This is a genomic window from Variovorax sp. YR566, from assembly GCF_051992195.1.
In the GTDB taxonomy this organism is placed as follows: domain Bacteria; phylum Pseudomonadota; class Gammaproteobacteria; order Burkholderiales; family Burkholderiaceae_C; genus Variovorax.
This window is the reverse complement of record NZ_CP197092.1, coordinates 1,400,710-1,413,428: the sequence shown is the minus strand read 5'-3', so window position 1 is coordinate 1,413,428 and position 12,719 is coordinate 1,400,710. Positions and strand designations below refer to the sequence as shown.

The following is a 12,719-nucleotide window of genomic DNA, read 5'->3' as shown; positions in this document are numbered from 1 at the left end:
GGTTCCGTTACCGCAGCTTCAGCGTCGAAAGACCCACGAGGCACAGCAGCATCGTGATGATCCAGAAGCGCACCACGACCTGCGTCTCGCGCCAGCCGCTCTTCTCGAAGTGATGGTGCAGCGGCGCCATCTTGAGCACGCGGCGGCCTTCGCCGTAGCGCTTCTTCGTGTACTTGAAGTACATGACCTGCGCCATCACCGAGATCGCCTCGACCACGAAGATGCCGCCCATGATGAAGAACACGATCTCCTGGCGCACGATGACCGCGATGGTGCCCAGCGCGCCGCCCAGCGCCAGCGCGCCCACGTCGCCCATGAAGACCTGTGCCGGGTGCGTGTTGAACCAGAGGAACGCGAGCCCCGCGCCGGCCATGGCCGAGCAGAACACCAACAGCTCGCCCGAACCCGGGATGTTGGGGAACAGCAGGTACTTGGAGTACACCGCGCTGCCCGTGACATAGGCGAACACGCCCAGCGCCGAGCCCACCATCACCACCGGCATGATCGCCAGGCCGTCGAGGCCGTCGGTCAGGTTCACCGCATTGCTCGCGCCCACGATCACGAGGTACGTGAGGATCACGAAGCCGATGCCGCCCAGCGGGTAGCTCACTTCCTTGAAGAACGGCACCAGCAGGTTGATCTTGGGCGGAAAGTCGAGGTCGAAGCCCGACTGCACCCACGCGAAGAACAGCTGCACCACGCGCCAGTTGGAGCTCTCCGAGATGCTGAAGAGCAGGTAGAAGGCCGCAATCAGGCCGACCACCGACTGCCAGAAATACTTCTCGCGCGAGCGCATGCCTTCCGGGTCCTTGCGCACCACCTTGCGCCAGTCATCGACCCAGCCGATGGCGCCGAAGCCCATCGTGACCCACAGCACGATCCACACGAACCGGTTCGAAATATCGAACCACAGCAGCGTGGCGAAGGCGATGGCGAACAGCACCAGCACACCGCCCATGGTGGGCGTGCCGCTCTTGGTCAGGTGCGTTTCCATGCCGTAGCCGCGAATCGGCTGGCCGATCTTGAGCGCGGCCAGGCGGCGGATCACGTACGGGCCGGCCACCAGGCCGACCACGAGCGCGGTCAGCGCAGCCATCAGCGCGCGGAAGGTGAGGTATTGAAAAACGCGCAAAAACCCGAACTCGGGCGAGAGCGTCTGCAGCCATTGGGCCAGGGTCATCAGCATGTGGTTTCGCGCGGCTCATGCGTCATGACCGGCCTCCTTTTGTTGTTGTGGTTGTGCTTGCGCCTCGACGACCTGCACCACGCGCTCCATCTTCATGAAGCGCGATCCCTTGACGAGCACGCTGCCGAGTTGCGGCAGGCGCGCGAGCACGGCCGCGCCGAGCGCGTCGAACTCTTCGAAATGGCGTCCGTCGGCACCGCCGAAGGCAGCGGTGGTGTGCGCCGTCGCGGCGCCCAGCGTGTAGACGGACTCGATACCGCGCTGGCGCGCCCACTCGCCGACTTCGGCGTGGAACTCGGGCGAGCGGTCGCCCACCTCGCCCATGTCGCCGAGCACCAGCAGGCGCGGGCCCGGCAGGGCGGCGAGCACGTCGATGGCGGCAATCACGGAATCGGGGTTGGCGTTGTAGCTGTCGTCGACCAGCGTGAGCGCATGGCCACCGGCCAGCACGATCTCGTTGGCGCGCGAACGGCCCTTGACCGGCTCGAAGGCCGACAGGCCCGCTGCAATGGTCTCGACCGACACGCCGGCCGCGAGCGCACAGGCCGTGGCGGCCAGCGCATTGACGACGTTGTGCCGGCCCGCGATGTGCAGGCGCGCATCGAAGGCGCCGATCGGCGTGCGGATGCGCACGGCCCAGGCGCCCTGCTTCCATTCGGCGCTGTCGAGCGAGATGTCGGCATCTTCCGATTCGCCGAAGGTCATGCAGCGGCGCGAGCCACCGGCGTGCGCCATGTCGGCCCACAGCGAGGTGAAGGCGTCGCCGTAAGGGAACACGGCCGTGCCGCCTTCGGGCAGCACCGCGAACACGGCGGCGTTCTCGACGGCCACCGCCTCGACGGTGGCCATGAACTCCTGGTGCTCGCGCTGGGCGTTGTTGACGAGTGCGATGGTCGGGCGCGAGATGGCGGCCAGCCGCGCGATCTCGCCCGGATGGTTCATGCCCAGTTCGAGCACCGCGCGCTGGTGCTGCGCACGCAGGCGCAGCAGCGTGAGCGGCACGCCGATCTCGTTGTTGAAGTTGCCGGCGGTGGCCAGCGCGCGTTCGGCGCGGAAGGCGAACAGCACGGCCGCGATCATCTGCGTGACCGTGGTCTTGCCGTTGCTGCCGGTCACGGCGATCAGCGGCAGTTCGAACTGCGCGCGCCAGCCCGCGCCGAGTGCGCCGAGCGCGGCCAGCGAGTCGGGCACTTCGACGCCGCTGAGGCCGGCGGCCTCGAGGCCCTGGTGCGCAATGGCGGCCACGGCGCCGCGCTTCTTGGCGTCCGCCAGGAAGTCGTTGGCGTCGAAGCGCTCGCCCTTGAGCGCGACGAACAGGTCGCCCTGCGCGAGCGTGCGCGTGTCGGTGTGCACGCGGGCGATGACGGTCGAAGCGTCACCCACCAGGCGCGATCCCGGAATCCATTGCTGCACCTGGGCCAGCGTGATGTTGAGAGGCGTCGTGTCGGTCATGCCGCGGCCCCCCGCTTTGCCAGCGCCTGCAGCGCATGGGTCTTGTCTGAAAATTCGATGCGCTGGCCGGCGATTTCCTGCCAGGCCTCGTGGCCCTTGCCGGCGATCAGCACCACGTCTTGCGGGGCGGCCTGCGCGAGCGCATCGGCGATGGCGGCTGCGCGGTCGGGCTGCACCTGAGCGGCTTCGGGACTGGAGAAGCCGCGCAGCACCTGGCTGATGATCGCGTCGGGCTTTTCGCTGCGCGGGTTGTCGCTCGTGACGACCACGCGGTCGGCCTGGCGCTCGGCGACGGCGGCCATCATCGGGCGCTTGATCGGGTCGCGGTCGCCGCCGCAGCCGAACAGGCACCAGAGCGCGCCGCCGCGCTGCTTTGCCAGCGGGCGCAGGCCGATCAGGGCCTTGTCGAGCGCGTCGGGGGTGTGGGCATAGTCGACCACGGCGAGCGGCGCGCCTTCGCCGCTGCCTGCGCGGTCCATGCGGCCCGGCACGCTGGTGAGGTTGGCGCAAGCGGCCACGGCCTGGGCGAGCGTGAGGCCCAGCGCGCGCAGCGTGCCGAGCACGCCCAGCAGGTTGGCCACGTTGTACTGGCCGATCAGGCCGGTCGACAGGCGCTCCACCGCGGCGGTGCCGTGCTCTGCCACCGAGAACTGCAGGCCCTGCGCGTCGTAGCCGACGTCGCGCGCCACGAGGCGGGCCGGCTTGCCGCCGGCCGAGACGGTCCACACGTCGAGCGCGCCGATGCCGGCGTCGATCAGGTTCGCGCACAGGCTGGCGCCGTGCGTGTCGTCGATGTTGATCACCGCCGCGCGCAGGCCGGGCCAGCGGAACAGCTCGGCCTTGGCTTGCCAGTAGGCGTCCATGCTGCCGTGGTAATCGAGGTGGTCCTGCGTGAAGTTGGTGAACACGGCCACGGCGATCTGCGCGCCGTCGAGGCGGCGCTCGGCGATGCCGATGGACGAGGCCTCGATGGCGCAGGCACCGAAGCCGCGCGTGACCAGCGAGCGCAACTCGCGCTGCATCATCACCGGGTCGGGCGTGGTGAGGCCGGTGTAGGTCAGCTCGGGCGGCACGCCGATGCCGAGCGTGCCCATCACCGCGCAGGGCGACGGCGCATCGCGCTGCATGGTGCCGTCGGGCCGCATCGCGCGCACGCCACCCGCCGCGCGCAGCGTGGAGAGCGATTCGGCCAGCCACCAGGCGGTGGAGGTCTTGCCGTTGGTGCCGGTCACGGCCAGCACGTCGAGCAGGGCCGAGGGGTTGTCGTAGAAGGCCGAGGCGATCGGGCCGGTGGCGGCCTTCAGGCCGGGGTAGCTCACGATGCGGTCGTCGCCTTCAAAGCCGAAGGCGTCGACGCCCTCGCGCTCCACCAGGCAGACCGCCGCGCCACGCGCCAGCGCGGCCGCCACGTGCTTGCGCCCGTCGGTGGCGGCGCCGGGCCAGGCGATGAAAACGTCGCCCGCGCCCACGGCACGGCTGTCGGCGTGCAGCGCGGCCTGCGGCACGCGCTCCTTGAGCCAGGCCGCGGCGAGTTGAGGTGAAGTGAAGGTCAGCATGTTCAGAAACTCTCGTCGACGCCCTGCGTCATCACAAGCGGTTTGACCGCCAGATCGGGCGGTACGTTCATCATGCGCAAGGTCTGCTGCACGACTTCGCTGAACACGGGCGCCGCGGCGACGCCGCCGAAATACTGGCCGTCGCTGGGCTCGTCGATCATCACGGCGACGATGATGCGCGGCTTGTCGATGGGCGCCATGCCGGTGAACCAGGCGCGATATTTGTTACTCGCGTAACCCTTGCCGACCTGCTTGTGGGCCGTGCCCGACTTGCCGCCGACCGAGTAGCCGACCGTCTGCGCGCGCGTGCCGGTGCCGCCGGGGCCGGCGGCCATCTGCAGCATCTTGCGCACCGCCAGCGCGTTCGACGGCGAGAACACGCGCACGCCGACCGGCGGCTCGGAATTCTTCAGGATGGTGACCGGAATGATCGAGCCGTCGTGCGCGAACGAGGTGTACGAATGCGCCATCTGGAACAGCGACGCCGACAGGCCGTAGCCGTAGGCCATGGTGGCCTGCTCGACCGGCTTCCAGGTCTTCCACGGGCGCAGCCGGCCCGTCACGGCGCCGGGGAACTGGATCTGCGGCTTCTGGCCGTAACCGAGCGCGGTGTAGGTGTCCCACATCTCGTGCGGGGTCATCTTCTGGGCGATCTTGAGCGCGCCGACGTTGCTCGACTTCTGGATCACGCCTTCGACCGTCAGCGTGCCGTAGTTGTGGGTGTCGCTGATGGTGAAGCCGCCGATCTGGAATCGGCCGGGGCCGGTTTCGATCAGGGTCGAGGGCTTCACGCGGCCGGCTTCGAGCGCCATGCCCACCGTGATCGGCTTCATGGTCGAGCCGGGCTCGAAGGTGTCGGTGAGCGCGCGGTTGCGCAGCTGCTCGCCGGTGAGGTTCTGGCGCTTGTCGGGCACGTAGCTCGGGTAGTTGGCCAGCGCCAGCACTTCGCCGGTGACGGAGTCGAGCACCACCACGCTGCCAGCCTTGGCCTTGCGCGCGGTCACGGCATCGCGCAGCTTCTGGTAGGCGAAGAACTGCACCTTGCTGTCGACGCTGAGCTGGATGTCCTTGCCGTCAAGCGGCGGCACGGTTTCGCCCACGCCCTCGACCACGCGGCCCAGGCGGTCCTTGATGACCCGGCGCGACCCGGCCTTGCCGGCCAGCTCCTTGTTGAATGCGAGCTCGATGCCTTCCTGGCCGTTGTCTTCCACGTTGGTGAAGCCCACCACGTGCGCGGCGGCCTCGCCCTCGGGGTACTGGCGCTTGTATTCCTTGCGCTGGTAGATGCCCTTGAGGTTCATGGCCGCAATCTGCTTGGCGATGGGCTCGTCGACCTGGCGCTTGATCCAGACGAAGGTCTTGTCCTCGTCTTCGAGCTTCTTGTCGAAGTCCTTCTGCGACATCTCCAGCAGCTTGGCGACCTGCTTGAGCTTGGCGCGCACCTCGGGGTCGTCGCGCTCGATGTCTTCCGGAATGGCCCAGATGCTGGGCGCCACCACGCTGGAAGCCAGGATGAGCCCATTGCGGTCGAGGATGCGGCCGCGGTTGGCCGGCAGCTCGAGCGTGCGCGCGAAACGCACTTCGCCCTGCCGCTGGAAGAAGCTGTTGTTGAGCACCTGCACATAGGCCGCCCGGCCCGCCAGCATGACGAAGCCGAGCGCAATGCCCGCGACGATGAACTTGCTGCGCCACACCGGCGTCTTGCTCGCGAGCAAGGGGCTGGTGGTGTAGCGCACGCTGCGGTTGCCCCGGTTCATCGTGCGGCCCTCGCTGCGGTGACTGGCTTGGCCGCCGGCTTGGGCGCGGTCGGCGCAGGCGCCACCGGCGCGACCGCGGGGATCACCGTGCCGTCAGGGCGCACGTACTGCGTGATCGCCGGCGAAGTGGTGCGCATCTGCAGCTGCTCCTTGGCGAGCTTCTCGACGCGCAGCGGCGTGGCCTGTGCGCGCTTCTCGACCTGCAGGCGGTCGCGATCGGTCTCCAGGCGACGGGCTTCCTGCTGCACGCGGTCGAGCTCGGTATAGAGCTGACGCGACATGTACTGCGTGTGCACGAGGTACAAAGCCGTCGCAATGACGGCCAGCAGCAGCAGGATGTTGAGGCGGGCCATGATCAGCTGGCCCCGGTGCGTTCTGCGACGCGAAGAATGGCGCTGCGCGAGCGCGGGTTGCCGCCCACCTCGGCGTCGGACGGCTTGATGCGCTCCAGCGCGCGCAGTTTCATGACCTTCGGGGCGGCAAACGGCGCGCGGCGGTCGTAGACCTCCTTCGAGTGCTTGGCGATGAACTGCTTCACGATGCGGTCTTCCAGCGAGTGGAAGCTGATCACCGCGAGCCGCCCCTGGGGTTTGAGCACGGACAGACTCGCTTCTAGCGCCTGTTGCAGCTCTTCAAGCTCGGCGTTGATGAAAATCCGAAAAGCCTGAAATGTGCGCGTTGCAGGGTTCTGGCCCTGCTCGCGGGTTTTGACCGTGCCAGCCACGAGCTCGGCCAGTTCGGTGGTGGTTGAAATTGGGCCCCGTTCTTGTCGGCGAGCAACAATCGCCTTTGCAATCTGAACAGCAAACCGTTCTTCGCCATAGTCACGGATCACCTCTGCAATCTGCTGAAGTTCGGCCGTTGCCAGCCATTCGGCCACGCTCTCGCCGCGCGTGGTGTCCATGCGCATGTCGAGCGGGCCGTCGAAACGAAAACTGAAACCGCGCACCGGGTTGTCGATCTGCGGCGAACTCACGCCCAGGTCCATCAGCAGGCCGTCGACGCTCGCGTCGGGCAGCTCGCCCAGCGAGCGGAATCCCTGGTGACGGATAGAAAAACGCGCATCGGAGATGCGCGCTGCTTCGGCCACTGCTTCCGCATCCTTGTCGAATGCGATCAGCCTGCCTTCCGGCGCCAGCCTGGAGAGGATTGCACGCGCATGCCCTCCCCGCCCGAAGGTGGCGTCCACGTAGGTGCCGGTTGCCGCCGTGCTGCCGGAAAGAAGGGCTTCCACCGCTTCGTTCAGCAAGACGGTCGTATGGGTCCATGGGGTGTTCACTTGGGTCCTCAGAACGCAAAGTCCTGAAACACATCCGGCATCTCGCCCTGGGTGGCCTCGGCCTCCTTGGCCTCGTACGTGGCCTTGTCCCAGAGTTCGAAGTGGTTGCCCATGCCCAGCAGCAGCGTCTCTCGCGTGATGCCGGTGGCCGCGCGCAGTTCGGGCGACACCAGGATGCGGCCGGTGCCGTCCATCTCGACGTCCATCGCGTTGCCCAGGAAGACGCGCTTCCACCACTGCGCCGACATCGGCAGCGCGGCGATGCGCTCGCGGAATTTTTCCCATTCGGGACGGGGGAACACCATCAGGCATCCGTGCGGATGCTTGGTGATCGTGAGCTGGCCGCCTGCCGTCGCGCTCAGGACGTCACGATGCCGGGTCGGCACGGAGAGCCGCCCCTTGGCATCCAGACTGAGCGATGAAGCGCCTTGAAACACGACCACGAACCCCTGTGTTGGGAGTGCTGCGGCACCCGAAAGGGGCGCTACCCGCACTTTTTCCCACTTAACTGCACTTTTTTGCACTGTAGCAGGAAACACTTCGGAAGCAACTGGCCGTTTGGGCTATTTTTTGTAATGGAATCAACGACTTAGCGCCGATTCCAAAACCATGGAATCGGCGAATTTCGTTGAAAATGAAGTACTTAGCTCACGCAATGAATGTGATGCGTGAAGGATTCCCCCGTTACAGGGGGAAGGAGAAGCGGCTTCAGAGAATGAAGCGCGAAAGGTCTTCGTCGTGACTTAGTGCCGCAAGGCGCTGGTCGACATAAGCGGCATCGATGCGGATCGATTGCCCTTCGAGGCGGGTCGCGTCGAAGCTTACCTCATCCAGCAGGCGTTCCATCACGGTCGACAAACGGCGTGCGCCGATGTTCTCGGTGCGCTCGTTCACCTCGAAGGCGATGGCGGCCAGCCGGTTCACGCCTTCGGGCGTGAATTCGAGCGTCACGCCCTCGGTGGCGAGCAGCGCCTGGTACTGCTTCACCAGCGACGCGCGGGTCTGCGTGAGGATGCTTTCGAAGTCCGCCACCGAGAGCGACTGCAGCTCCACGCGGATCGGAAAGCGCCCCTGCAGCTCGGGGATCAGGTCGCTCGGCTTGCTCAGGTGGAAGGCGCCGCTCGCGATGAACAGCATGTGATCGGTGCGCACCACGCCGTATTTGGTGGTGACGGCCGTGCCCTCCACCAGCGGCAGCAGGTCGCGCTGCACGCCCTGGCGCGACACGTCGGAGCCCTGCGCTTCGCTGCGCGTGGCAACCTTGTCGATCTCGTCGATGAAGACGATGCCGTTCTGCTCGGCATTGGTGATCGCCTGCGTGCGGATCTCGTCCTCGTTCACCAGCTTGGCCGCTTCCTCGTCGATCAGCAAGCGCAGCGCCTCGGCGATCTTGAGTTTGCGCGTCTTGCGCTTGCCGCCGCCGATCTGGCCGAACATGCCGCGCAACTGCTCGGTCATTTCCTCCATGCCGGCCGGGCCCATGATTTCCAGCGGGGTGCGGGTCTCGGCGAGGTCGAGTTCGATCTCCTTGTCGTCGAGCTGGTGCTCGCGCAGCTTCTTGCGGAAGGCCTGGCGGGTGGCGTTGCCCGTGTCGGCCACCGCGCCATCGGCACCGCGTGCGGGGGGCAGCAGCACGTCGAGGATGCGGTCTTCGGCGGCGTCTTCGGCACGCGCGCGCACCTTGGCGCTTTCCGATTCGCGGGTCTGCTTGACGGCGATTTCGGCGAGGTCGCGAATGATCGAATCGACGTCCTTGCCCACGTAGCCGACCTCGGTGAACTTGGTGGCCTCGACCTTGATGAAGGGCGCGTCGGCCAGGCGCGCGAGGCGGCGGGCGATTTCGGTCTTGCCCACGCCCGTGGGGCCGATCATGAGGATGTTCTTCGGGGTGATCTCGTGGCGCAGCTTGTCTTCGACCTGCTGGCGGCGCCAGCGGTTGCGCAGGGCAATGGCCACGGCGCGCTTGGCGGCGGGCTGGCCGACGATGTGGTTGTCGAGCTCAGAGACGATTTCCTGGGGGGTCATGGACATGGTCAGAGCGCTTCCACCGTGTGGTTCATGTTCGTGTAAATGCAGATTTCTCCGGCGATCGCCAGCGATTTGCGCACGATCTGCTCGGCCGAGAGGTCGGTGTTGTCGATCAGCGCCTTGGCCGCCGACTGGGCATACGCCCCGCCCGAACCGATGGCGATCACGCCGTCTTCGGGCTCCAGCACGTCGCCATTGCCGGTGATGATGAGCGAGGTGGTAGCGTCGGCCACGGCGAGCATGGCCTCGAGCTTGCGCAGCACGCGGTCGGTGCGCCAGTCCTTGGTGAGTTCGACTGCCGCGCGGGTCAGGTGCCCCTGGTGCTTTTCGAGCTTGGCCTCGAAACGCTCGAAGAGCGTGAAGGCGTCGGCCGTGGCGCCGGCAAAGCCAGCCAGCACCTTGCCGTGATAGAGGCGGCGCACTTTGCGCGCCGTGCCCTTGATGACGATATTGCCGAGAGTGACCTGCCCGTCCCCGCCAATGGCGACCTGGTCGCCTTGGGGGGTCTTGCGGCGCACGCTCACGATGGTGGTGCCGTGAAACTGTTCCATCGCAGCCATCTGGGGGTGCGCCGCGGCAATGCAACCGCCATCGGGCGGCGCAGGTTTTAGTTTTTCCTAACCGTCACTGTCGAATGATCGGCAATGCCTACCAGGTTGAACAGCGCAGCAATCAACCGGTGCGCATCGACGAACTGCACGCGCTCGCCATTGGCATCGCGTGCGCGCACCCAGCTCAGCAGCGTGCCCACGGCGGCCAGGTCCATACGCAGCAGCGCGGCACACGAAATGACCGGGGCCGTGGTGTGGCGCAGGTCGTTGTCCAGCCGTTGCCAGCTCGACAGCGACTCGCCCCGCAGATCGCCCGCCAGCGCGGCAAAACCGCTGTCGGTGGACGGAAAGCTCTCCGAATCGCCACCGACCGACAGCAGCGACCACACCGAGCTGGGCCGGCTCGCGGGCGGCGCGGCCAGCGTGGTGCACTCGCCCTTCGGGTCCTGCCAGGAAGGCGGCGACACCTCGTAGGTGATGCAGTAGTTGAGCGCCACCAGCTCGAAGTCGTCGGGCAGGTGCATCAGGCGCAGCGCCGCAAGGTGCAGCTGCCACCAGATGTCGTCGGTGCCACGCTCGTTGTTGGGTGCGGCCTCGGACAGCACGGCCAGCAGCTGCGCCGAGCCCATGAAGCGCAGCTGCACCGGCGAATCGGCCCAGTGGGTGAACAGCACGCGCAGCGGCGCGGCAGCCTCAGGCTCGACGGCGTGCAGCCCGCGCCAGTCCAGCGTCCACACCGAGCCCGCCTTCGACAGCGCACGGGTGAGCTCCATCAGGCCTTCGCGCGCCAGGCGCGTAGGACAGGTCCAGTCGGCATGGGCGCTGCTGCCCTCGGCGGCGGCCCCGGCCGCCTCTTCGCTGGCAGTGACGGCCTTGACGCTGCGGGCCAACTCATCGAGCGAAACCCAGTCGGGGCCCATGCGCCGCATGCGCTGCGCATAGCGCATGCGGGCGGCTGCGAACTTGGCGGCGTCACCGGTTGCGCGGTACAGATCGAACAGGGCGCGCCAGCGGTTGTCGTCGCGCTCGGCCGCGGCGTCGTGCCCGCCCTCGGTGGGCGTCGTGCCTTCGGTGGAGGCCAGGGCCTGCAGCAGGATGGCTTCGGCGCCGGTGTCGTCGCCGTGCGCGAAGCGGATCACCGCCTCTTCCAGCGCGCCGTCGTGCGCAAGGCGCGACGACAGCAACGGCACGCTGGCGGCCACCGCCGGGGCATCGTCACCAGCCTCGGCTGCAGCCGCTGGCGGGATGACGGGCAACACGGCGGGCTCGGACAGCAGATCGTCGGTATGCACCGGCGGCAGCGTCTCGGCGCCGGCGTCAGGCGGCGGGTTGACCAGCGTTTCGCCGTTCGGGCCCCGCCCCTTCCACCACTGCTGCGACATCTGCTGCTCGATCTCGTCGATCTTCTTGAGCGTGAGCGCGCGGCCTTCCGATTTCTCGGAGGTGCTGTTGATGTTGAAGGAAGACGGCGTGACCGTCGCCTCGAAGGCGTGGGCGGCGGCCTCGCGCTGGCGCAGCTTGCGCAGCATGTCGAACTCGCGCCGGCGCACGAAATCGTTGCGCTGGCGCCGCTCGATCATCTCCTTCAGCATCTCGCGGCTGTAGGTCTGCTGGGCGGGCAGCGAGGAGTCCGAGGTCGAGGCGGAGGCAGGGGCATCCAGCTCCGACCAATCCTTCAGGGGATTGCGGACAAATTTGGCCACCTTGGAAAAAAGGCGGCCCGATTCTTCCTTAGGCATTCGGCGAAGGCTATCGAAGTCGCTGGGTTCTATCTACCTTGACCCTGTTTCAATCCCCGAACATCTTTTGCTTGAGTTCGCGGCGCTGTTGCGCTTCGAGCGACAGCGTGGCCGTCGGGCGGGCCAGCAGGCGGCCGACACCGATGGGTTCGCCGGTTTCGTCGCAGTAGCCGTAGTCGCCGGCGTCGATGCGCTGGATCGACTGCTCGATCTTCTTGAGCAGCTTGCGCTCGCGGTCGCGGGTGCGCAGTTCGAGGGCGTGTTCTTCCTCGATGGTGGCGCGATCGGCCGGATCGGGCACGACCACCGTGTCTTCACGCAGATGCTCGGTGGTCTCGCCGGCGTTCTCGAGAATGCCGCGCTTGAGTTCTTCGAGCTTCAGGCGGAAGAACGCCATCTGCTTTTCGTTCATGTACTCGTCGTCGGGCATGGCGATGACTTCAGCGTCGCTCAGCTCGGAAGGAGTCTTGGTCTTCCAGTTGTTGGCCAGCTTCGGGTCTTTCTTCACGGCCAGGGGCGGCGGCGGCACCAGCGCGGTGGAAGGCGCCTGCGAGAAGCTGGACTTGGCGGCGGTCGATGCGACAGATTGCGGCATCGAGGGCACGGTCAGTTGCGACAGCCGGGACACGCGGCCACCACGCGCGGCGGGTGCGGGCGTGGGGGTTTGAACGGGCATCGAGGGTGTCGCCGGGGCGGAAGTGGAGGCGGCAGCCGTTTTTTTCATGGGGATCGAGGGGGCAGAAGGAACGGCAGCAGGGCGGCCGACGGGTTTGGATGACGATGAGCCCGCGCCTGCGGTCTTGGTGGCGGCAGTTGCAGGCTTGGCGGACTTCTTGGTCGCAGCGGTCGCGGCCTTGGCCGGTGGTGCTGCGGGCTTTTTGGACGGCGCGCTTTTCTCCTTCGCTGCGGGGCCATGTGCGGTGGCGGAAACCTTTTTGGCCGCAGGTACAGCCTGCTTCGCAGCCGGCGCCTTCTTTGTGGCGGGCTTGGGTGCTGGCGTGGCCTTGGCGGCGGGTTTCTTCACGGTGACTGGCTCCTTGGTCGAACTGGAACGCGCTTTCACTGGGTGTCTCCTCCCATGGGAGCCACTTGCGGCTTTCAGACCACGCAGGCTCCCCGTTGTCGGGGTGCTCGCCAGTGGCGAACCCCGGGGTTATACCCCCGAAAGCCC

The 12,719-nt window shown here is 67.1% G+C and carries 11 protein-coding genes; all 11 read right to left on the bottom strand.

Annotated elements, in window-relative coordinates; all coding sequences use genetic code 11:
• Nucleotides 1-7: 7 nt before the first annotated feature.
• The 11 genes from mraY to dksA all read right to left on the bottom strand — a co-directional run bounded on the left by mraY (nucleotide 8) and on the right by dksA (nucleotide 12,572).
• The gene (mraY, locus tag ACTG4X_RS06540; RefSeq protein ID WP_093056272.1) at nucleotides 8-1,186 is read right to left on the bottom strand and encodes a phospho-N-acetylmuramoyl-pentapeptide-transferase; all 1,179 of its coding nucleotides are present in this window, start codon (nucleotides 1,184-1,186) and stop codon (nucleotides 8-10) included.
• 15 nt (nucleotides 1,187-1,201) lie between these two features.
• Nucleotides 1,202-2,638 (bottom strand): UDP-N-acetylmuramoyl-tripeptide--D-alanyl-D-alanine ligase, encoded by a 1,437-nt coding sequence (locus ACTG4X_RS06535; RefSeq protein ID WP_440533485.1) that lies wholly within the window; start codon nucleotides 2,636-2,638, stop codon nucleotides 1,202-1,204.
• Nucleotides 2,635-4,194, bottom strand: coding sequence for a UDP-N-acetylmuramoyl-L-alanyl-D-glutamate--2,6-diaminopimelate ligase (locus tag ACTG4X_RS06530; RefSeq protein ID WP_440533484.1), 1,560 nt, complete (start codon nucleotides 4,192-4,194; stop codon nucleotides 2,635-2,637). The genes ACTG4X_RS06535 and ACTG4X_RS06530 overlap by 4 nt, the downstream gene beginning before the upstream one ends.
• A gap of 2 nt (nucleotides 4,195-4,196) precedes the next feature.
• Entirely contained in the window at nucleotides 4,197-5,951 is a 1,755-nt protein-coding gene (locus ACTG4X_RS06525; RefSeq protein WP_093056277.1) for a peptidoglycan D,D-transpeptidase FtsI family protein, read from the bottom strand.
• Nucleotides 5,948-6,304 (bottom strand): cell division protein FtsL, encoded by a 357-nt coding sequence (gene ftsL, locus ACTG4X_RS06520; RefSeq protein ID WP_440533483.1) that lies wholly within the window; start codon nucleotides 6,302-6,304, stop codon nucleotides 5,948-5,950. The genes ACTG4X_RS06525 and ftsL overlap by 4 nt, the downstream gene beginning before the upstream one ends.
• Nucleotides 6,305-6,306: 2 nt before the next feature.
• Nucleotides 6,307-7,230 (bottom strand): 16S rRNA (cytosine(1402)-N(4))-methyltransferase RsmH, encoded by a 924-nt coding sequence (gene rsmH / locus ACTG4X_RS06515; RefSeq protein WP_093078604.1) that lies wholly within the window; start codon nucleotides 7,228-7,230, stop codon nucleotides 6,307-6,309.
• 8 nt (nucleotides 7,231-7,238) lie between these two features.
• Nucleotides 7,239-7,667 (bottom strand): division/cell wall cluster transcriptional repressor MraZ, encoded by a 429-nt coding sequence (gene mraZ, locus ACTG4X_RS06510; protein WP_081270207.1) that lies wholly within the window; start codon nucleotides 7,665-7,667, stop codon nucleotides 7,239-7,241.
• Between the two features lie 271 nt (nucleotides 7,668-7,938).
• Entirely contained in the window at nucleotides 7,939-9,261 is a 1,323-nt protein-coding gene (gene hslU, locus ACTG4X_RS06505) for an ATP-dependent protease ATPase subunit HslU (protein ID WP_093056283.1), read from the bottom strand.
• A gap of 2 nt (nucleotides 9,262-9,263) precedes the next feature.
• Nucleotides 9,264-9,809, bottom strand: coding sequence for an ATP-dependent protease subunit HslV (gene hslV / locus ACTG4X_RS06500; RefSeq protein WP_042578379.1), 546 nt, complete (start codon nucleotides 9,807-9,809; stop codon nucleotides 9,264-9,266).
• Nucleotides 9,810-9,865: 56 nt separating this feature from the next.
• Nucleotides 9,866-11,548 (bottom strand): STAS domain-containing protein, encoded by a 1,683-nt coding sequence (locus ACTG4X_RS06495; RefSeq protein ID WP_440533482.1) that lies wholly within the window; start codon nucleotides 11,546-11,548, stop codon nucleotides 9,866-9,868.
• Between the two features lie 49 nt (nucleotides 11,549-11,597).
• Nucleotides 11,598-12,572 (bottom strand): RNA polymerase-binding protein DksA, encoded by a 975-nt coding sequence (dksA, locus tag ACTG4X_RS06490; RefSeq protein ID WP_256216869.1) that lies wholly within the window; start codon nucleotides 12,570-12,572, stop codon nucleotides 11,598-11,600.
• Nucleotides 12,573-12,719: the final 147 nt, after the last annotated feature.

Coding starts and splice junctions, on each gene's coding strand:
- mraY (WP_093056272.1), bottom strand. CDS start 1,186: ATGCTGATGACCCTGGCCCAATGGCTGCAGACGCTCTCGCCCGAGTTC.
- ACTG4X_RS06535 (WP_440533485.1), bottom strand. CDS start 2,638: ATGACCGACACGACGCCTCTCAACATCACGCTGGCCCAGGTGCAGCAA.
- ACTG4X_RS06530 (WP_440533484.1), bottom strand. CDS start 4,194: ATGCTGACCTTCACTTCACCTCAACTCGCCGCGGCCTGGCTCAAGGAG.
- ACTG4X_RS06525 (WP_093056277.1), bottom strand. CDS start 5,951: ATGAACCGGGGCAACCGCAGCGTGCGCTACACCACCAGCCCCTTGCTC.
- ftsL (WP_440533483.1), bottom strand. CDS start 6,304: ATGGCCCGCCTCAACATCCTGCTGCTGCTGGCCGTCATTGCGACGGCT.
- hslU (WP_093056283.1), bottom strand. CDS start 9,261: ATGTCCATGACCCCCCAGGAAATCGTCTCTGAGCTCGACAACCACATC.
- hslV (WP_042578379.1), bottom strand. CDS start 9,809: ATGGAACAGTTTCACGGCACCACCATCGTGAGCGTGCGCCGCAAGACC.
- ACTG4X_RS06495 (WP_440533482.1), bottom strand. CDS start 11,548: ATGCCTAAGGAAGAATCGGGCCGCCTTTTTTCCAAGGTGGCCAAATTT.